The following is a 19,764-nucleotide window of genomic DNA, read 5'->3' as shown; positions in this document are numbered from 1 at the left end:
CTGAAGGAGACTGCTCCCCAAGCCGTGAAGGATTGGTAAGCGGCGATTGGTTCGCAACTTGACGCGATGATAGCCCCTCAGGCCCCTTTCCATTTAATCTCTGCCTTTCGGCCTAGGACCTGTTCCCGCCCATTTGAGCCGATGAGGATTCCCGGCGCGAATTTCCGCCTTGGGTCATTATTACCGGTTCGTTCGCTGAATCCAGAGTCTGCTATCTCCAAAGTGGCGGTCCAATGAGGAAGGACAACTCGGCGCCAAGTCCGGACATTGCCGGGCACTATGGCTATCTTCCGGAATCGGATCGAAGCAGTCTTTCGGAGAAGACACTGGCGAGCGATAAGCGTCTCCGGCGTCTGCGCGGCCGGCGTTTCCGGCTTGGCCAAACGCCACTCGTGGGACAATGTCGGCGCGTGGTTCCTATTCGAAACGCAATGCGACGATCGGATCCAGCCGCGCGGCGCGTTGAGCGGGATAAAGGCCAAACGTCGTCCCGATCAATCCGGCGAAGCCACAGGCCACAAAAATTGACTGCGGACTGATCAGGACAGGCCAGCCGGCCTCCCATGCGATCAGGACCGCCGCGACGGCGCCGAGTAATGCCCCGCTCACGCCGCCGACCAGGGCCAACAGCGACGACTCGATCAGAAACTGGCTTCTTACATCGCTGCGGCTCGCCCCGACCGCCATACGCAGGCCGATTTCTCTGGTGCGTTCGGTAACCGACACCAGCATGATGTTCATGATGCTAATGCCGCCGACAACGAGCGAAACCGACGCCACGGCGGTCAACAGAATGCCCAGGATCTGCGCCGAAGCCCCTCTCGCATTCAGGACGTCAGCTGGATTTTCGATTCCGAAATCGTCAGGCTCGTCACGCTGAACGCGATGCCGCTGCCGCAGCAACATTTGTATCTCGCCGGTCACATCCGCCATCGCCGCCGCGTCCGTGACCTTGACCGCAATGAAATCCATGGCGTCACGGGAGGCGCCTCGCACGGCGCCAAGAACACGGCTTTTCGCGGTCGAGAGGGGAATGAAGACGACATCATCCTGACTACGGTTGGCCGCGCCTAATCCTTTCTTGTCCAACACGCCAATGACCGTGAAGGGCGCGGCGCCGATCCGGACCGTCTCGCCGATTCCATCGCGGCCTTCGAACAAGGCCTCGACAATGGCCGATCCGACTATCGCGACTTTCGCGCCGGATTCCATCTCACTGTCCGCGAACGTGCGGCCCGCTGTTATCTGCCATTCACGGGCCACCAGATAGTCGGTGTTGATCCCGGCAACCAGCGTCTTCCAGTTTCTGTTTCCGGCAACAAGGGGCATGGAGCGCGACAATAAGGGGGCGGCGACTTGTACATCCGTCAGTTCGCGGCGAATTGCCGCCGCGTCTTCTTCGGTCAATGTTGGCCGCGTTCCCGCTTCCAGCCTGACTCCGCCGGAACTTTGCGCCCCGGGGACGACGAACAGGAGGTTGGCGCCAAGGGTGCGGATCTTTTCGGAAACTTCCGCCTGAGCGCCTGCTCCGACCGACACCATGCAAACCACCGCCGCTACCCCGACGACGATCCCCAACGCCGTCAATGCGCTTCGCAGCTTGTTGGCGCGCAGCGCGGTCGTGGCGATGCGCAGGCTTTCCAATAGATTCATAGCTTTTCGCTCAGGATAAGATCGTCGGGTTTCGGTCCCTCATTCGGCGCCGCGTCATCCTTGATGATCTTCCCGTCATGCAAGGTGATCTGGCGTTCAACGCGCCGCGCGACCTCAGCGCCATGCGTGACGATGATGATCGTGCGGCCTTCGCGATGAAGATCTTGGAACAAGGACAGGATTTGGTCGCTGGTGACGCTATCCAGCGCGCCGGTCGGTTCGTCGGCCAAAATGAGCGCTGGATCGTTCACAAGCGCGCGCGCAATGGCGACCCGCTGCTGTTCTCCGCCGGACAGCTGGTTGGGGTAGTGGCGGATGCGATCGGACAGACCAACCCGATCCAGCGCGGATTCCGCTCTGTGGCGCCGCTCGCGGCGGGTCGCGCCCGCATAGATCAGCGGCAGTTCGACGTTCTCCCGCGCGGTCGCCCGCGGCAAGAGGGCTGGCAATTGGAAGACAAAGCCGATTTCCCGGTTCCTTAGTACGGCGCGGGCAGACTCGCTCAAACTGGCCACCGCGCGACCGCTCAAAACGTATTCGCCGCAATCCGGCCGCTCCAAAAGACCGAGAATATTGAGCAAGGTCGATTTCCCGGAGCCCGATCGCCCGCGAATGGCGATAAATTCGCCGCTTTCGACGGACATTGAAACGTCCGAAGCTGCATGAATGACCGTCCCGCCTGAGGGGTATAATTTCGAAAGTCGGCGGGCGCTGATGAGTGGCGGCATGTCAGAACCCCAACCGAAACCCGAAATAATCCTTCCGCTTCTGCGAATTCGCGAACCCGATGATTAACGCCTGGCCCTTGGTCAACGGGCCGTCAAGCAACGCCGCGCCGGTGTCGTCGCTGGCGCCCAGCTTCACGGCGAGCGGATTCGGCCGTCCATCGCTGCCGAGCACCCACACGATGGCGCTCGAACGGGGCGGGGTTTGGTTCCCGAGTCGGCTGCCGGCCAATCCGCTTCCCGTTTGGCCGCCCTCGATTTTTGGCCGGAACCGCAACGCCTGACCGGGGATTTTGAGAACCTCGCCGGTATCGCTCACTGCGATCCGAAGCTGGGCCGTCATTCCCGGTAAGAGCAGGAGATCCGGATTTGGGGCGGAGATGATCGCCGTATAAGTGACGACGTTTTGGACGACCTCGGGAGTTTTGCGGATCTGTATGACTTTGCCGCCGAAGGTCTGGTCTGGATAGGCGTCCACGGTGAACCTGGCGATCTGGCCAATTCGAAGCTGCCCAACGTCAGCCTCGTCGATCTTTCCTTGGACGTCCATCTCCCGCAGCTCATTCGCGATTTTGAACAATGTCTTCGCTTCGAGGCTGACAGCGACTGTTTGGCCCGGATTGACGTCTCGTTTGATGATAATTCCATCAATCGGAGCGCGCAGGACGGTGCGATCGAAGTCGACCTTCGCCTGATCGAGCGCTGCCTGTTTTTGCTCGACGACCGCTTGCGCATTGTCCAGATTTGCCTCGGCCATATGCGTTTCTGCTTCAGCAATCGCAATGGCTTCCGCTTTCATCTGAATTTGCGCAAGCGACGCGCGCAAATCGGAGGCTCCGGTGTCGCGCAGCGCCCGCGCCTGGCTCAAATCTCGTTCCGAACCGCTGCCCGTTCGCTCCAGCTGGACCTTCCTTTGGAAATCCCTTTCCAGTTCGCCTTGTTTCGTCTTGATCGCGACCGCCTGCTCTTCCGCAAGCGATTTGGCGGTTTGCGCAGTTGTCACCTCGACTTTCGCCCGTTCGAGCGCCGCATCTTGCACCAGTGCGGTCGCGCGGGCGACGCGCAATGCGGCGCCCGCCTCGTTCACTCGGGCTGCGTAAATGTCTTGGTCGAGCTGTGCAATCGGCTGTCCGGCTTTGACAGAATCATTGAAATCGACAAAGACGTCGGCAATCCGGCCCGAGAGTTGCGAACTGACATCGACAGTGACTACCGCCTCTACGGAGCCGCTCGCTTTGACAAAAGTCGCGATCCTCCCCGGCCGGACTGGAGCGGTGAGGTAGGTCGGCGCCGAGCCCGTCTGGTCGTAAAAAAAGCCTAGCCCCGCGATCAGGACGCCGACCGGAATAGCGAGTTTCAGGAAAGGCATGGCGCCATACCTCTCGCGGATGCCGACCGCCCCCTTTAGCCAAAGGGGGCTGAGGCAAAGTGACACGCTGCGTTAGGGCTTCTGTGTGACATTCTGACAGGCGATGTCATATTGGGAGACCGCGTTCGGACTTCCGGCATGGATGGCCGACGGACCCGATCCGGCGTAAACCTGTCCGGCCTTGCCGCCCGAACTCGTCGCCGATGGCTCGTTGAACGGCGCACCTGGCGACGCCGCCGAATGGCCGGGCGTCAATAAGGCGGAGCCGGATCCACAATTCACGCCCGCTGACGTGCCCGGTTGTCCCATGGCCAAGACCGGTTGCGCAGCCGATAACGCAAGGACAGCACCGACCGCAAAAGATGTAATGATGGTTTTCATGCCTAAGCTCCTTTCGCAATTCCGATCAGGTCGCAGAGCTATATCTGTCATAACAGACGCCGCTGCGCCCTTCGCTAACCGACGCATGAGGCCAACGGCCGCAGTGGAGCAGCAATGGAGGCAAATATCACAAGAACGTCAGATTCTCCGACCACGGGTTTTGCGCTACGAGGCCAAGGCCACAGCAGGCTGGCGCATTACGCAGACGATCGCATGGCGATCAATGGTTCCTGATCGCCGGTCTCGCAGGCGCTCCAACGTCGCGAGAACGGATTCAGGCAGAAAACACGTGTATTTTCAAATGACTAATTCGACAGATTCTGACAAAATTGTTAGTTTCGGAATATCCGAATTTGGATCACGAAAACGTGGAAATACTTATCGGCAAGATGATCTGACCGGTTTCGCCTTGACGTCCATTTTTGAATCAGCCGGCGCCTTCCGAACTGAAAGGACGCAACTCGCCGGATTGTTGAAGCTTAAGTCGCACGACAAGTCCCGGCGCTTTGTCGATAAGTTCGACACGCGCCCCATGAAGACGCGCGACCGCGGCGACGAGGCTGAGGCCTAACCCGTTGCCCGGGCTTTGGCGGCTTCGCTCGAGCCTGTAGAAGCGCTCGAAAACATGCTGATGTTCGGATAATGGAATTCCCGGTCCGTCGTCGGCGACGGAAACAACCGAATCGCCGTCGCTTTTTTTGACTTCCACCGACACCTGGCCCTTGGGGCGACCATGCTTGACGGCGTTGTCGACGAGATTGGCGACGGCGTCGAACAGGAGATCTCGGTCGCCCATCGCGACGACGTCGGGATCTCCAATGACTTTGAGATGAACTCCGGATTCTTCGGCGGCGGCGTCGAATAATTCGACGACCTCATTCGCTATGGCGAACAAGTTGACCGGCCGAAGCGGCGTCGATCCTTCATTTGCTTCGATTTGGGAAATTCGCGTAAGCGAGGCGAACATGCGCAGGACGCCATCGAGTTCGATGATAGCTTCCCCAATCACGGACTGGTCGCGCGCGGCTTCGCGCTCCCCATGGTATGCTTTTTCGAGCCGTCCGCGCATGCGGGCGAGCGGCGTACGGAGATCATGCGCCACATTGTCGCTCACCTGTTTCACTTGCTCCATCAATTCTTCGATGCGGTCGAGCGACCGATTGAGGTTTGCAGCCAGTTCATCCCATTCGTCATGTGTCCCGCGCAGCGGAATTCGCTGACCCAGACCGCATTGCATGATGGCGCGGCTGGTCGCATTGACAGCCTCGATGCGCCCCACCGTTCGCCGCGTCACAGCCACGCTGGCGAAAACTGCAAGCGCGAAAATGAACGCCAGGCTGAAAACAAAGGCCGCCTTGATTTTTTCGGTGAAACGGTCGAGCTCGGCAATGTCCCGACCGACAAGCAGGTGGCTGCCATCGGGCAGCGTCGCGGCGACGGCGCCCAACAAAGGCGCGCCATTACGCATTCTGAATTCCACCCATCCGACCGATGTTTTCGCGGACGGCGGCCACCCAGCGAGATTGCCGGCAACAGGCGCAAAAGACGGATCGGCGAGCAGATAGACATTGCTTTTGGATGCCGGGACGGAGGCTTTTTGCGACAGTGCGGCGATCAACGCATCTCGCCCCTTCGTCACAAAGACGTCCCGCAACTCGCCCATCTCGGTTTCGGTCGCGCGCGTCGAGTGATCCAGGACATAATTCGTCGTCGCCCAAAAGACATAAGCGAATAGCCCGACGACGACCGCGCCAAAGATCAGGATCGCAGCGAGGGCCTGCCGGAATGTCGAGGATCGAAGCGTTTTAGCCAGGAGCTCGGACACAGAAGCCTACGCCCCTTATGGTGTGAATGAGTGGATATGCTTGACCGGCCTCGATCTTCCGGCGCACGCGGCCAACATAGACGTCGATGATGTTGGTCATGGGGTCGAAATGCAGATCCCACACATGTTGCAGAAGCATCGCCCGTGGGACGACATGGCCCTGATTGCGCACGAGAAATTCAAGCACCTGAAACTCTCTTGGCAGCAAGTCGATCTTCTGGTTGCGGCGGGTGACTTCCCGCGACACCAGGTCGAGCTCAAGGTCGCCGACGCGCAAGACGATTTCCTTGCCGGGGCTTTCACTTCGACGCAAGAGGGCCTCGACACGCGCAAGTAGTTCCGCGAAGGCGAAGGGCTTGACGAGATAATCGTCTCCGCCAGCGCGCAGGCCGCGTACGCGATCGTCAACCTCGCCAAGTGCGCTCACGATCAGGGCGGGCGTGAAAACACCCTCGTCCCTCAGCAGTCGGATCAGTGAAATTCCGTCAATGCCCGGGAGCATGCGGTCTATCGTCATTGCGGCGTAATTGACTGAACGACCGAGCTTCAGACCTTGATCGCCGTCGAGGGCGAGGTCGACTTCGTAGCCATGCGTCGCAAGCGAATCCACGAGCTGCTCAGCCGTCTCGCAGTCGTCTTCAATGACAAGAATGCGTGATGGTTTGCCGATCATTTCGCGGCATCTCTAAGTTTGCGCCGGAAGCTGCTTGCGATGATGATCCTGTCACAACAATAGACATCCGAAAACTAACTTTTTTGTCAGAAACTGTCGCATTAGTCATTTGAAATAATTTGACTATTCTGGTTCCATCGGATCCCGCGATCTTGGAGCGCCGGTGCGCCCGTCTCGCTTATCGAGGATCGGATCATGAAAAACCGACGGTTGATTGGCTTGGCCGCTGCGGCGCTCGGCGGGGCGATGATGGTTGCGGCGCCGGCTGCGGCGTTCCGCGGCGGCGGGGGCTTTGGGGGCATGCACGGCGGCGGAATGCATTTCGGCGGCGGCGGCTTCGGCGCGATGCGTGGCGGCCCGGCGCATTTTGGCGGCGGCGGATTTCGCGGGGGCATGGCGTTTGGCCCAAGAGCCGGAGCGCCATTTGTTCACCAGCGCGTCGCCTTCCATAATTTCGCCTTCCGGCGGCATCACCGTTTCAACAATGTCGTGTTCGTCGGCGCGCCCTTTGTCGGCGCAGGCTATTATGGGGATACGTGCTGGCGCCGCATATGGACTTATTACGGCTGGCAATGGGCCAACATTTGTAATGACTACGGCTATTGAGCCGCCCGACCGGCGATGACCCAGGCTTCCTTCGGACGCCGGCGCTCGTGTGCAGGTGAAATCGACTATGTCCGTGCTCACGATCAGAGGCTTGACGATGCCTGGACGGAGCTGTTGGCGCTCAAAGGCCGGTCACTGGGCGTCGTTCGCCCTGGCAGCCGCGATTGGCGTAGGCGTCGTCGTGGGATCGTCCGCACGCTTCAGCGCCGCTGCGGCTGAGATTGATCCGCAGGACGCCGAATTTCTCGCCACCATCAATAGGATCATCACGGAATCCGCAGCCCATCCTGCAGCGCAGACCCATCACGCTTGCGATCGGATTGTGACGACGGCGATCAATATGGACGCCGTCGCCCAGAGCGCGACGGGACCGGTCTGGGTCCGCATGTCGCCCCAGCAGCGCGTCGCCTTTCGCGCGGCTGCGCGACGATGGGCGATCCGCGATTGTATTCGGCAAAACCAGGGGGCCGAGGGAAACCTTCTCGAATTGCTTGGATTGAAGCGGGGCGAGGACAGCGCGCGTCTCCTCGCCACGCGTTCCAGCAAGCCGGCCCACATGATTATCTGGCGTCTTCACGGCGTCGGAAAAGCACAGGCAGTGGATGTCGTGGTCGATGGTCGCAGCGCGGTCATTTCACTGCGGAACGAAACGAAGGCTCTTCTCGGCCGCAACAATGACGACATTGACGTCGCGACGGAGATGCTGGGCCGCTAAATGCGGGATCGTGTTTGAGAGACCTTTCGATATGACGGCTTTGTCTCCGTTGATCCGCCTCGAGAATGTCAGCCGCAAATTTGATGACGGCGCGGTTGTCGCATTATGCGACGTAAGCCTCTCGACCTATGCGAGCGACTGCATCGCCCTCTTGGGCAAGAGCGGCAGCGGCAAGAGCTCTCTCATTCATATGCTGTCCGGCTGCGACGAAGCGACGACCGGCAAAGTCTTTTGGCGCGAGGAAGAAGTGTGCGACCAGCGTGGGTGGCGAAGACTTCGCGGGCGCCATATCGGCATCGTGTTCCAGGAATTTTATCTGCTGCCGACATTAACCGCGATGGAAAATGTCGAATTGGCGCTGATGGATGGACGCTCTTCGCGCGAGCGCCGGCGCCGCGCCGCCGAACTGCTGGCGAGGGTTGGATTGGAAGCGCGCATGCGCCACCTTCCGGCGGCTCTATCAGGTGGCGAGCGTCAGCGCGTCGCGATCGCCAGAAGTCTGGCGAACACGCCGGCCCTGCTGCTCGCAGACGAGCCGACAGGCAACCTCGATTCCGCCAATGCCGCATCGATCACGGAGCTCCTGCTGGAAATCCAGCAAACGCACTGCATGGCTCTGGTCATTGCGACCCATGACGAAAATCTCGCCGGGCGTTGTCGCCGCCGCGTCACGATCATGGATGGGCGCATTGTCGACGACTCGAGCGCACCGCTGGCGGCCGTTGAAATTGGGAAAGCGCGTCAGCAACGAACGATGGGGACATCGCCGTGAATCTGTTCACGCTCGCGCTTCGCAACCTGCAACGAAGAGCCACGCGTACGGCGGTCGTCTCGTTCAGCGTCGGCCTCGCTGTCGCCTCTGCTCTGAGTTTGGTCGCGCTTGCAGACAGCGTCAGCCGTGGCGTCGCAGAAGGGGTGGATGAGCGCGGCGCCGATCTCACCGTTCTCTCACGCAACGCCTCCGATATTTTTTCCGGCTTCATTGCCGAAGATGTCCAGAACAAGCTTGCGTCGCTCCACGGCGTCAAGGCTGTCGCAGGCGAGCTCTTGATGTATGCGCCGGTGGATCACGATCAACAGAAAGTCCTGACCGGCTGGGCCGCAGACAGCTTCTTCTGGAAAGGAATGCCAATCGCCAGCGGCCATGTTCCCGGGCCGCACGAAGGTAGGGGCGTCGTCCTTGGGGCGGGAGCAGCGGAAGCATTGCACAAGGATGTCGGAGACACGCTCGACATCCTCGACACAAGGTTCCGCGTCGTCGGGATCGCGAGTTATCAGTCCGCGCTCAACCGCTCGATGATCTACATGGCCTTGTCCGAAATGCAGGAGATCGCCTACAGGCAAAATCAGGTCACGATGTTTGAGATCAAGCTACAGCCGACGCTTCCGCCGGCTGCGATCGAGGCGATCAAGTCGGAGATCGGGCGAATGGATTTGCTATTCGCCACGCCGACAGATCAATTGCTCCAGCGCGACCGCAATCTTCTGGTCATGAAGGCCATATCGCGATCGGTATCGCTGATCGCGCTCACGATGGGGGGGCTGAGCGTCCTCAATTCACTGCTGATGGCGGTGCAGGAGCGTACGCGGGAGATCGGAATCCTATCGGCGATCGGATGGTCCAGGGCGCGAACAATGGCGTCGATCGTGTTCGAGGGCGTCCTGATCGGGATAGCGGGCTGTATCATCGGGATTCCGCTGTCCTACGCCATATCCCTGCTGTTCAAATACCTCCCGGCCATTGGCGATATTTTATCTTTTCACCCCAGCCTCTCGATGACGCCGCCGACGCTGCTGGCGTCGATCGCCCTCTGCGCGGTCGGATCGCTTTATCCTGCCTGGCGCGCGGCGTCGATGAGCCCGGCGGAGGCGCTGCGGAGACCTTGAATCCTGGCCGTCGCGGCGAGGCGACCGCCCCGGACACACTGCTCGCAAAACGAGAGGAGAGAATGAAATGGCGTCTTTGTCAGACTACGAAATTCTTCTCGCCCCCGCTCGCCAACGCTTCGACGAAAGCTTTGGCGTGAAAAGCCTGCAGGCAATGGAGGATGCGACCCGCGCGGAACTGTTCCTGATGAATTTCTGCGCCTTGGGCGCGCATATGACTCAGCCGGTAGAGGGCTGGATTCGCCGTGCGGGCGTTCGTTGCGAGCAGATCGGGTTCACGCAGGTCGGACGCGCATTGGCCCGTCATGCCTCCGCGGAGGCTGATCATCACCTCTTGATGATCGCCGATCTGCGGTCTCTCGCCGCGCGATGGAACGCAACCCACGCGCCCTCCGTGGACGCCGATGACATGCTCGATCAGGCGCCCAGCCCCGGCGTCATGACATATTGCCAGATGCACGAAGAAAACATCGCGGGCGAAACGCCATTCGCTCAGGTCGCGATCGAATATGAAATCGAGATGCTGCCCTTGCGTTACGGCCAGCTGGTTGTGGGGCGTTGCATCGAATTGCTCGGTCCCGACATTATTTCCTGCCTTAGTTTTATCACGAAGCACATCATTCTGGATGGCGCCCACACGGCCCTCAATGCGCGAGCGCTGAACGATCTGATCGAGCGCGCGCCCTGGAGTCTTTCCGCGCTCGCAGCAGCGGGTGATGCGTCTCTAGTGGCTTATCCAAGCTTTCTTGGCGACTGCGTGCGGCTCGCCGATATGCAAGCGAAGGGCGCCCAAAGCCATTGCGTCCCTCGCGCGTCGCTCAGCTGGCGGCTGAAAGAGCCGCCCGGTTGGAAACTGGATCGGGACAATAACAGGTCAACTCTCGATTGGCTCGCAGAGGTCAGGGCTCTTCGCGGGAAGGCTTTTTACGAAGGCGGCCGCCGGCCGGCGTTCAGGACTCCGGCCGGCGCCTTTCTCGATCCTGATCCAATTGATCGCCACGCCTTTCATGTCCTGGCCTATGACGGGTCCAAACTCGTCGGTTGCGTGCGGCTCTATCACCTCGATCGTGATGGACCCGCGTGTCTCACCGAAAAAACTCTCGGCGCGGAAATGTTTTCGCAGATGCTGCGAATATTGGGAGCAAGACACGATGAAATTGTGGAAATCGGGAGATGGGTCGTCGACCCTGAATATCGCGCGAAAAATCGCGATTTCGGACTGAGCGTTCAGTTGGCGGCGGCATCGGCCGCCGTTGCTGACGCTATCGGGAAAGCTTCCGGCACGTTGCATGGCTTCGCGATTTGCGGCGCGGGAACAAGAGATCGTCAAGACAGGATGCTGACCCGGCTCGGCATGGCGCCGATCGCCGGAATCGGCCCCGTTTACTGCGAAAAATATCGCGACGCTATCAGCGTGCTCTGTTGTTCCTCGGCACAGCGATTGTCTCCGCTGTTAACAGGGCTAATCGATAAAATGGCGGAAAAAATTGGACTGTTTAACGCCCTCGGGGATCCATTCCTTTTCGGACAGGAACTTGTCCAGCGGCGAGATCCTGGTTCATATCCTGCCGGATGAAGAACTTTGCAATCAGTCGGAAATTCATGGGGCTCCATCCGGCGTTGTGAGCGCAAGCGCGGCCAAGACTCGTTCTGTGATCCTGCGGCACCTCGCGCCCTCGAATGAGAACGCTTCGTTCAGGTTGGCTCCGACGCGTTGTTCGAGCGTCCATCTGAGCCTGGCGCGAGCGCGATGCAGCCGGGTCTTTACTGTGGCCTGCGGTAAATTCAGCGCGGCGGCCACCTCATCGATGGTCATGTCCTCGACGGCGCGCATCATGAAGACCGTACGAAACGGCGGCGGAAGGTCGTCGATGGCTTTTTCGAGCATTTTACGGATCTGCGCCCGTTCGGCGTCTGTTTCCGGATTGCTTCGGTTTGAAGGGAAGGCGATGACCTCGGCCTCCAATCGGTCATCCAGCTTTTCGATCTCGATCATGGGACGTTGCTTCCTTCGCCGCCCGAAAGCTTCGTTGAGGACAATCCGCACGAGCCAGGTCGACGCCTGGGATTCGCCGCGAAAGCCGCCTGCGGCCGCAAAGGCATGCGTCCAGCCCGCCTGGACAATGTCCTCGGCCTCGACGTCATTGCCCGCCACCGCTCTCGCGACCCGATAAAGGCGGCGATTGTGCCGCTGCATCAACGCGACAAATGCTTGCGTGTCGCCGGCTCCCGTGCGCGCCAACAGTTCGATGTCTGATACGGCGTCAAGAATCGTGGCCCGGGTCGTGCTTTCTTTCATTTGAATGCTCCGAACTGCCTGGCCTGCGATGTTGATCCGCCCGCGACGCACAAAAAAGCGCGCCGCAGCGTCCGTCAGAGAATTGACGGTCGCGCCGGGAAAAAGTTCCCGGGAACCTTTTTTCAGGACCGGCATCCAATGGCCGCCGTCAAAAAGGGGCGGAGCTTGTTGGCCTCCGTCTCCCCAAGGAGAACAACCATGATCCATGCACGAAGCATCCTCGCGGGCGCGGCCCTGTGCGCTTTGGCGATCGGCGCGCAAGCGCAATCGCCTTCACCGCTAACCGACCCGCAAATCGCTCACATCGCCTATACTGCGGGACAGATCGACATTGAGGCGGCGAACCAGGCGCTGCAGAAGTCGAAGGATAAAGACGTCCGCGCATTCGCGGAAGAAATGGCCAGAGATCATGCGGCCGTCAATAATCAGGCGCTTGCGCTGGTCAAGAAGCTCAATGTCAAGCCCGAGGACAACGCCACCAGTCAATCCCTCGTGCAAGGGGCCGACAAGAAAAGAGGGGAATTGGCTAAGCTGAGCGGTTCCGCTTTCGACAAGGCCTATGCCGAGAACGAAGTCGCCTATCACAAGACTGTCAACGGCGCCCTTGCCGGCAGCTTGATTCCTTCAGCGAAAAACACCGAACTGAAGGGACTCCTGGAGACTGGATTGAAGCTTTTTACGGAACATGAAAAGCACGCCGAACATCTCGTTGGCGAGCTGAAATAGGTTGCTTGCATGATCAAATCTATGGTCACAAGGACGCTGACAGCCTCGCTCGTAGCCTTGATCGCGACGGGCGGCGCGACGGCTGATCCGTCGGTGCATTCGATCGTCGTGAATCATCTCGCCTATGGCGAGGCGCCAGAGGGACTGCGGGTCGGCGACGTCATTGAATGGAACAACGCCGATATCTTCCGGCATACAGCGACCGCCACGGACGGCAGTTTCGATATTGACCTGCCGCCCGGTGCGAAAGGCAGGACTATGCTCAAGCGAGAAGGCGACATCCATTACTTTTGTCGCTTTCATCCTGGAATGAAAGGCGCGCTGAATATTGCCCCCTGAACCGAAGGAGACCTTTGCGTGGCGCTCGCCGATTCTCTCCAATTTCGAGGGGTCTGTTACGTGCGTTCGAATTGAACCGCACTTTCCGTCAATTTTGGATGATCGTCGCGCGGTCGCGCAGTCTGCCGCCAATACACCAATCGTCGATTTTCAGGCAGGCAAGATCGCGGCGTCTCAGTTTGCAGTCGATCGCCAAGTTGAACATCGGGAGGTCGCGCTTTCACCATGCGCCATGTCGAACTCAAGATTCCTCTGGCGGTTTCAGATGCCGGAATTGGCGCAGCAGCAAGAGGTCATAGACGATCTTGAGGCTGCCGCAGATGACGAGCGGCGCCGCCGGCCAGGACAAGGCGAAAAGCGCGCCGGCGAGCGCCGGGCTCAGCGATGAGGCGAGGCTGCGCGGAACAGAAGTGAAGCTCGCGGCGGCCGCGCGTTCAGGCGGGGTGACCACGGCCATGACATAGGATGAGCGTGTCGGCACGTCCATCTGCGAGAGCGCCGCTCGCGCCAGCAACAGCCCCAGGGTCAAGGGCAACGACGGCGCGAAGGCGGCTGCGATGAGGCAGGCGCTCGACGGAATGTGGGTGAACACCATCGTATTGACGAGGCCGATGCGGGCCGCCAGCCATGCGGCGACCGGAAACGAGAATGCGGAGAGCACGCCGGTCCAGAAGAAGAACAGGCTGGCTTGAGAAAGCGACAGATCGAAACGCTGGAATAGCCAAAGAGCCAACAGGGACTGAACGACAAAGCCGCCAGCGAAAGCGTCGAGGCTGAACAAGGCGGCGAGCTTGTAGACGATCTTGCGCGACGGACCGAGCGCTGCGCCTGCCGCCTGTTCGGGCGGCGGCGGGCGGCGCGGAACGCAAGCATAGAGAAGACCGCCGCCAAGCCCGAGCGCCGCATAAAGAAGGAACATCGCTTTTGTGGCGGATGGCTCCGACGCGCCAGCTCTGACGAGAAAGTCGGGCAGCGACGCGGCGAGAGCGCCTCCGGCCCCGGCCAAGGCCCCGACGAGGCTATAGCGGGCGAACACCCGCGTGCGATCCGCGTCCGTCGCCTCGCGCGTCATGACGGCGTGTTCGATCGGGACGAAGGCGCTGGCGCTGCCGCCGGAGGGGTTGATGGTCCCGACAAAGGCGACGACGAGCAGGGGCGCGTAGGCGTCGACAAGCGACAGGGCCAGACCGGTCGCCGTCATCAGGCCGGCGGCGCAGAGCAGCAAGCGCCGGAGATCATGGCGCGTTCCAAGATGGCCGATCGCCAAGGTGAGCAAGGCGGAACCGAGCAGCGCCGTCCCCGCCAGCGCGCCGACTTCGAATGCCGAAAAGCCGAGGCGCAGCAGGTGAAGCGGCAGCAGCACCGCGACGAAGCCATCGCCGAAGTCGCGCGTTCCACGCGCCAAAAAGAGAAGCGTTAGCGGCGCGCCCATTGGTTGCAATCGGGAGCCGCTTGTTGCTCGTTGTTTGGTCACCGCACAAAACCGTCGAGTATGACTTCCGTCCCTTCGACGACGAGCTTCACCGCGGCGCCCTTCTTCCAGACGACATAGCAGCTCTGACCAAAACTGTCGGTCACGCAGAGGCGATTGCCCTGGATCACCCATTTGTCCGTGACTTTGCGGCCCATGCTCATCCCCTCGATCACGCCCTTGGGGCGATAGCGAAAGGAGAAATGGATGTCATCGGAAAACGTCCTGCCGACGAGCGCCTGCGTGATTTGGGGACCTGTAAGCTGTCGAAACCCTTCGCTCTGCGGTGAAGCGCCGAAGGCCGCAGAGCAGACTATGAGGCTCGTGGCGAATAGCCCCATTCCGGTCATTTTCCGCATTGCGATCAATTCGTTCCCACTTGGTTGCTGTTCCGCGCCCAAGAGCGCGTCATTTCGGCCGATAGGCCCGGATTTCGGCTGGTCGGCCCGCATGGGCTGGAACGGCGACGAACAAACGGTCGCGTTCAGGCGCAAACAGGCCGGTGCGCGCGCCAGAGCGGGTTTGCAGCAGCGACTGGCTTCGAAGGCCGCCATGGCTGGCGTCGAGCACGGCGATCGCGCCTTCGCCGCAGATAACGTAAACGCGGTCGCGCGCGGCGTCGTGAAAGACGTCGTCGGCGTCGCGGCAGGTTGCGAACTGGCTCGAAAGCGCGCCGCTGCTTGTGTCGATGGCTGCGATCAGGGCTGGCAAGCGGTAGACGATGAATAGCCGGCGCCCCTTCACGTCCAGCGCCATCGGAAAATTGGCCGCCGCGCCCGGCGCGCCCCAGTGCGCCGTCTCCTGTCTGGACGCGCGCGCGATCACGGCGGTCCGCAAGACGCGCGGCTCATTGACAAAAATGCGGTCGCCGCCCGGCTCGGGCAGAAAAGCCTCAGGATGCGCCGCAAGCGGAATGTCCGTGGTTTTCTCGCTGCTTGCCGCGTCGAGCACTGCGAGGGCGCCGCCGCCATAACCGACGATGACCCTGTCAGGACCGTCCAAGCGGATATTGTCGGCATCCTCGCCCAAGGCGATTTCCCGGATGAGCGCGAGATCATCGCCCTTGCGCATCTGGACGACGCCCGTGCCGCCATTGGCGATGAACAAGCGATCCGTTTCCGGCGCATAAGCGACGCCCTGCGGCTCGCTCAGTCCTTTTATCCGCTGAGCCAATTTGCCCGCCTTCAAGTCGATGACGGCGAGGGAGTTGTTCGCCAGTTCCGCGACAAACAGCCGTCCGCGGCGCAAATCGATGGCCATATGGTCGAGTCGGCCTTTGACCGCGCCGAGCGGAATAGCTTCCGCCAGGGTCAATTCCGGAACTGTCGCGGCGGGAGCTTCGCCGAGGCCAAGCGCCGTCGCCACATCGGTCGCGAACAGCACGCAGATCGGGAAGCACGCAGCCGCGGCGGCCAGCATAAGGGCCGGCGCGCCAACAACGTAGCCTGAGTGAGGTTTCATGGGATCGTCGTCCAGCGGCGCCTTTCGATCGCAGCGAAGAGGAGCACGGCGTCGGGCTCACTCCTCGCGGCTATATTGGTCGAAGAGCTTGGCGGCGTTGTCCCAGCGGATCGCCTCCATGAAGGCGTCGACATAGGCGCCAGCTTTCGCTCCATAATCCATGTGATAGGCGTGCTCGTACATATCGAGTACGAGAATTGGCCGACCGCCGGCGATCGTCGTCGTGTGGTCGGCGGCCCATTGATTGACCAACCTCTTGTCGCGCGGAGAAAAAGCGAGGATGACCCATCCGGACCCGCCGCCCTCGGCCTTGCCCATCGCGGAAAATTCCGAGCGCCAGCGATCTAAACTGCCGAAGTCGCGGTCGATCGCGTCGGCGAGCGCGTCCAAGGGCGCGCCGCCGCCGCCGAGGCTGTCGAAATAGGCCTCATGCAAGATCATTGAATTCAGGGCGATGAGTTCTTCGCGCTTGAGGCCGTTGACGATAAAATTCGGCGCCTTAACGAAATCGAGTTCCGCCAGTTGCACGCCGATGGCGTTGAGGCGCTTCACCGCGCCAAGGTAATTGTTCTCGTAATGGCTGACGAGGACTTTATCTGAAATGCCTTTGACGTTTTTGGGGTCGAAAGACATCGGTTTTGGTTCATAGGACATCGGCTTCTTCCCATGAATGGACACAGTTTCAGCGCGAGCGGAGGCTTCAGCGTTGACGGCGAGGATTGCGGCCCCCGAAAGCGCTCCGGCGCCCTGCAAAAAGCTTCGACGTTCGATTGGATGTGGCATGGCAGTTCCTCCAACTGCGGCGAATATGCGGCCACCCGGTTAGAAGCAGCAGCGTCGTCAATTCCGTCATTTCCTTTTCCCGGGCGCGGCGGCGTGCGCGGCGTGCGATTCGTCGACGGCGTCGCGACACCAACGGTAGAAGGCGTCGTAAAGCGCGAGCCCGGCTTCAAGCTGGTCCAGATCGTCCGCGTGAAGGCGCGACAGGCCGAGCGAGGCCGCGAGCAGTCCGGCGGCCTCGGGAACGAGATCGAGCCGCGCGGTGTCTGCGCCGCGCACTATGGCCGCCAGCCGCAACAGCGGCTCCGTTTTGAGGCCGAGTTCGTCGACCATCGCGTCGAAGACGCAATTGGCGCCGCGATGCGACCAGAACACGCCTTCGACATCGAAGGGCGCCGCCTGGAACGTTTCGGCCACGCCGAGAACGTCCGCTGGGGGAACGAAGAGAAACACGGCGTTGGGATCGACGAAGCGGCGGATCAGCCAGGGACAGGCTATCCGGTCGACCTTCGGCCTCGCGCGCGTCACCCAGATGGTGCGGCCTTGCACGTCGCGCGGGGGCAATTTCATTTCGGGAACCAGCGGCAAACCTGCCGCCGCCCAGGCCTCATGGCCTCCTTCCAGCGTCTCGGCGCGCACGCCCTCGTGACGAAGCCAGGCCGCGACGCCGTGGCTGCGATCCGCCCCTCGTTGGCCGATCACGATCGTCGCCGTTCCTGCGAGAGTTCGCCCCCAGAGCGGGATGGCGCCGGCGTCTCGACGGACTGCACCGGGAATTAGGCGCGGGTCGGAGGCGAATTCCGCTTCCTGGCGGGTATCGATCAGAGTGGGCCCCTTGGGCGAGCCCAGCAGGCGCGAGAGCTTATCGGGAGATATCGTCGTATAGGCAGACATGCAGCGTCCTCGGCTTAAAGAGCGGGACGCGATTCTTCGGCATGTCGCCTCGTGGGGAGACCGCGTTCCCCATGGCGCGGAATAGAACTCCACGCCGCGCATTTGTCAATATTGGTCCCTCCCTCGCCCAAAGCGCCCGCTTCTGCTGGTCGTGGGACAAATATGTTAAAGGGGCTCCATTTGCCCGAATGACCGCTCCCATCTCTGGCCTGGCGTTCCGATGGCGTTTTTTGGAGCCTCGACGCCATTGTCAAAGCCGCTGCTCGGCGCCATCGACCCTGGTGAGTTCGGCTATGGTCGAACCGACCCCCGCCTTCAGCAAAAAGCGATCGTGCGACCTCATCGACGGAAACGATCACAAACGGCAACATCCCCTCAATTCCAACGAATGGATTTGATAGCGCCTGCGGGAACGAAGGGCCGTGAACCGATCAAATCGGCGCCGTTCAGCACTGACATATTATTCGGCCAGAACTGACTTCGGCGCTTTCCTTGCGATCGAAGATATCGGCGCAGTCCGCGAAGCAGTCAGCTAACAACTGGCCGCGTTTCAGCGCTCCGGCCCTTTGCGGCTTAAGATCCAGCACAAGGGTCTTGCGCGTCCTATCTAATTTCATAAGCTTCGTGCGACTTTGAAAGCCTCGAAGGGATCTAGCGATGAGCGGAACAGATTTCGGTACGTGGCGGCCCATCGCCACAGCACCAAGGGACGGCGCGCGGCTTCTCGTGATCATTCGCGCCTCGGAGCAAGGGGCGGGCGAAGTCGATGTCGTCAAATGGGGACGTCCAAAGCATTCGAGCGACGACTGCTGGATCGCAGTGGATTCGGATGCGGAATGCCAGTTCGTCTATACTGATACGGAGTTGGTTTTCTGGATGCCGCTGCCGACGAATTTTCCGACGCGCCGCGCTGCTCTTTTGGATGCCGATTTGCCTGAGCCTCCCTTCCTGAGCGAGGACAGCGGATCGGGGATTTAGCCATACCGTCGTGCATTGGTTGTTTGCCAATCGAGTACAATCGTCGCGGAAAGCGGGACTTGCCACGTTGTAGAAGCGGGTCAGGCTAACCGATGTCGCCCGTCAATTGATAAAGTCAGCTTTCCGCTAACAATTGCTGCACCAGGTGATATCGACGGACGACCGGAACGGGTCAACTTGAGACCGTCGCGGGCTTGTTTGGGAAAGTCGGCTTCGAGCCGCATGCCGCCGCTTCGGCGATGGACGCTTTCCGCGGAAAGGCGTCATTCGTCCTCCCTGCTGGTCCGCCCCCTTCTTGGCCGCCAAATAAGCCCTCCCTAATCCTTGACCATGCGGATACACGATCATTGGCAAGAACCGCTACGGCTGCGCCACGCGAAAGCAGAAGGGAGCCTGCGACAACAATCGCACGATCACACGGCAAGAAATTGAGGCGCGCGTTTTTGACGGGCTCAAGGAAAGGCTTTTGGCGCCCGATCTCGTCACGGAGTTCATCAAGGCGATGCAGGACCAAGTCGCCTCCCTGCGCCGTGCACGCAAGGCAAATGACGCAAAACGAGCGCGTAAATGCGCGGAGATCGATCGCAAGATATCCGGAATGATGCGGGCGATCGAGAATGGCCTTTACGAACCTTCCATGAAGGAACGGCTGAAGACCCTTCAGAATGAACGCCAGGCGCTCGATGTCGGTGACGTTGCGGCGGCCGAGACCGAGATGACGATCCTTGCGAACCCGAACCTGCCGGAGCTTTACCGCCGTAAGGTCGAACGACTGGAAGCGATCCTAGAGGGGCCGGACCGGGTCGAGGCCATGGATCTTATCCGTTCGATGATCGATCGGATCGACCTTCACCCTCGCGCGGAAGCCAAGGAGCACGACGCTATTCTTCACGGCGACCTCGCGGCGATTCTCGCGGCCTGCGCGGGAGCCGCGCAAAAAGAAAACGCCCCGGATCTTGCGATCGCGCGGCGTCAACTATCG

General features: G+C 60.7%; 20 protein-coding genes and 1 pseudogene. 9 read left to right on the top strand and 12 right to left on the bottom strand.

Going from position 1 to position 19,764, the window contains the following annotated elements; genetic code table 11:
• Nucleotides 1-417 precede the first annotated feature (417 nt).
• The 6 genes from QM467_RS00105 to QM467_RS00080 form a co-directional block, all read right to left on the bottom strand.
• On the bottom strand, nucleotides 418-1,653 hold the full coding sequence (locus QM467_RS00105) for an ABC transporter permease (protein ID WP_283364245.1): 1,236 nt from the start codon (nucleotides 1,651-1,653) through the stop codon (nucleotides 418-420).
• The gene (locus QM467_RS00100; RefSeq protein ID WP_283364244.1) at nucleotides 1,650-2,297 is read right to left on the bottom strand and encodes an ABC transporter ATP-binding protein; all 648 of its coding nucleotides are present in this window, start codon (nucleotides 2,295-2,297) and stop codon (nucleotides 1,650-1,652) included. Before QM467_RS00100 ends, QM467_RS00105 begins: the two co-directional genes overlap by 4 nt.
• Nucleotides 2,298-2,382: 85 nt before the next feature.
• A complete protein-coding gene (locus QM467_RS00095) occupies nucleotides 2,383-3,747 on the bottom strand; it encodes an efflux RND transporter periplasmic adaptor subunit (protein WP_283364243.1) in 1,365 nt (454 codons plus the stop codon).
• Between the two features lie 72 nt (nucleotides 3,748-3,819).
• Nucleotides 3,820-4,128 (bottom strand): hypothetical protein, encoded by a 309-nt coding sequence (locus QM467_RS00090; protein WP_283364242.1) that lies wholly within the window; start codon nucleotides 4,126-4,128, stop codon nucleotides 3,820-3,822.
• Between the two features lie 427 nt (nucleotides 4,129-4,555).
• The gene (locus QM467_RS00085) at nucleotides 4,556-5,953 is read right to left on the bottom strand and encodes a sensor histidine kinase (protein ID WP_283364241.1); all 1,398 of its coding nucleotides are present in this window, start codon (nucleotides 5,951-5,953) and stop codon (nucleotides 4,556-4,558) included.
• Entirely contained in the window at nucleotides 5,934-6,626 is a 693-nt protein-coding gene (locus tag QM467_RS00080; protein ID WP_283364240.1) for a response regulator transcription factor, read from the bottom strand. The genes QM467_RS00085 and QM467_RS00080 overlap by 20 nt, the downstream gene beginning before the upstream one ends.
• A gap of 195 nt (nucleotides 6,627-6,821) precedes the next feature.
• Here QM467_RS00080 and QM467_RS00075 point away from each other — a divergent pair, with 195 nt between their 5' ends.
• The 5 genes from QM467_RS00075 (at nucleotide 6,822) to QM467_RS00055 (ending at nucleotide 11,410) form a co-directional block, all read left to right on the top strand.
• Nucleotides 6,822-7,232, top strand: a complete 411-nt coding sequence (locus QM467_RS00075; protein WP_283364239.1) for a hypothetical protein — start codon at nucleotides 6,822-6,824, stop codon at nucleotides 7,230-7,232.
• Between the two features lie 49 nt (nucleotides 7,233-7,281).
• Entirely contained in the window at nucleotides 7,282-7,947 is a 666-nt protein-coding gene (locus QM467_RS00070) for an ABC transporter substrate-binding protein (protein WP_283364238.1), read from the top strand.
• Nucleotides 7,907-8,719 carry an ABC transporter ATP-binding protein gene (locus QM467_RS00065; RefSeq protein ID WP_283364237.1) on the top strand — a complete coding sequence of 271 codons (813 nt, stop codon included), beginning with the start codon at nucleotides 7,907-7,909 and terminating at the stop codon, nucleotides 8,717-8,719. Before QM467_RS00070 ends, QM467_RS00065 begins: the two co-directional genes overlap by 41 nt.
• Nucleotides 8,716-9,834: an ABC transporter permease gene (locus tag QM467_RS00060; RefSeq protein WP_283364236.1), complete on the top strand. Its 1,119-nt coding sequence runs from the start codon at nucleotides 8,716-8,718 to the stop codon at nucleotides 9,832-9,834. Before QM467_RS00065 ends, QM467_RS00060 begins: the two co-directional genes overlap by 4 nt.
• Before the next feature lie 67 nt (nucleotides 9,835-9,901).
• Entirely contained in the window at nucleotides 9,902-11,410 is a 1,509-nt protein-coding gene (locus QM467_RS00055; RefSeq protein WP_283364235.1) for a GNAT family N-acyltransferase, read from the top strand.
• 24 nt (nucleotides 11,411-11,434) lie between these two features.
• Here QM467_RS00055 and QM467_RS00050 read toward each other — a convergent pair whose 3' ends face one another.
• On the bottom strand, nucleotides 11,435-12,268 hold the full coding sequence (locus QM467_RS00050; RefSeq protein ID WP_283364234.1) for an RNA polymerase sigma factor: 834 nt from the start codon (nucleotides 12,266-12,268) through the stop codon (nucleotides 11,435-11,437).
• Nucleotides 12,269-12,331: 63 nt separating this feature from the next.
• Between QM467_RS00050 and QM467_RS00045 the strand changes: the two genes are divergently transcribed.
• Both QM467_RS00045 and QM467_RS00040 read left to right on the top strand, forming a co-directional pair.
• Nucleotides 12,332-12,859, top strand: a complete 528-nt coding sequence (locus QM467_RS00045; protein WP_283364727.1) for a DUF4142 domain-containing protein — start codon at nucleotides 12,332-12,334, stop codon at nucleotides 12,857-12,859.
• 21 nt (nucleotides 12,860-12,880) lie between these two features.
• Nucleotides 12,881-13,198, top strand: a complete 318-nt coding sequence (locus QM467_RS00040; RefSeq protein ID WP_283364233.1) for a hypothetical protein — start codon at nucleotides 12,881-12,883, stop codon at nucleotides 13,196-13,198.
• Nucleotides 13,199-13,439: 241 nt separating this feature from the next.
• Here the strand turns inward: QM467_RS00040 and QM467_RS00035 are convergent, their stop codons facing one another.
• The 5 genes from QM467_RS00035 to QM467_RS00015 form a co-directional block, all read right to left on the bottom strand.
• Nucleotides 13,440-14,630, bottom strand: coding sequence for an MFS transporter (locus QM467_RS00035; RefSeq protein ID WP_283364232.1), 1,191 nt, complete (start codon nucleotides 14,628-14,630; stop codon nucleotides 13,440-13,442).
• Between the two features lie 38 nt (nucleotides 14,631-14,668).
• A complete protein-coding gene (locus QM467_RS00030; protein ID WP_283364231.1) occupies nucleotides 14,669-15,070 on the bottom strand; it encodes a hypothetical protein in 402 nt (133 codons plus the stop codon).
• A gap of 7 nt (nucleotides 15,071-15,077) precedes the next feature.
• Nucleotides 15,078-16,130, bottom strand: a complete 1,053-nt coding sequence (locus QM467_RS00025) for a YncE family protein (protein ID WP_283364230.1) — start codon at nucleotides 16,128-16,130, stop codon at nucleotides 15,078-15,080.
• A gap of 57 nt (nucleotides 16,131-16,187) precedes the next feature.
• Nucleotides 16,188-16,784 carry a superoxide dismutase gene (locus QM467_RS00020; protein WP_283364229.1) on the bottom strand — a complete coding sequence of 199 codons (597 nt, stop codon included), beginning with the start codon at nucleotides 16,782-16,784 and terminating at the stop codon, nucleotides 16,188-16,190.
• 195 nt (nucleotides 16,785-16,979) lie between these two features.
• Nucleotides 16,980-17,804 carry a sulfurtransferase/chromate resistance protein gene (locus QM467_RS00015; RefSeq protein WP_283364228.1) on the bottom strand — a complete coding sequence of 275 codons (825 nt, stop codon included), beginning with the start codon at nucleotides 17,802-17,804 and terminating at the stop codon, nucleotides 16,980-16,982.
• 657 nt (nucleotides 17,805-18,461) lie between these two features.
• On the opposite strand from QM467_RS00015, the gene QM467_RS00010 reads away from it, so the two are divergent.
• Entirely contained in the window at nucleotides 18,462-18,782 is a 321-nt protein-coding gene (locus tag QM467_RS00010; RefSeq protein WP_283364227.1) for a hypothetical protein, read from the top strand.
• 466 nt (nucleotides 18,783-19,248) lie between these two features.
• Nucleotides 19,249-19,764: pseudogene (locus tag QM467_RS00005) on the top strand (hypothetical protein); the annotation flags it as partial.

The sequence above is a fragment of the Rhodoblastus sp. 17X3 genome (assembly GCF_030056575.1).
Taxonomy (GTDB): Bacteria; Pseudomonadota; Alphaproteobacteria; order Rhizobiales; family Beijerinckiaceae; genus Rhodoblastus.
This window is presented reverse-complemented; position numbering and strand designations above follow the sequence as displayed.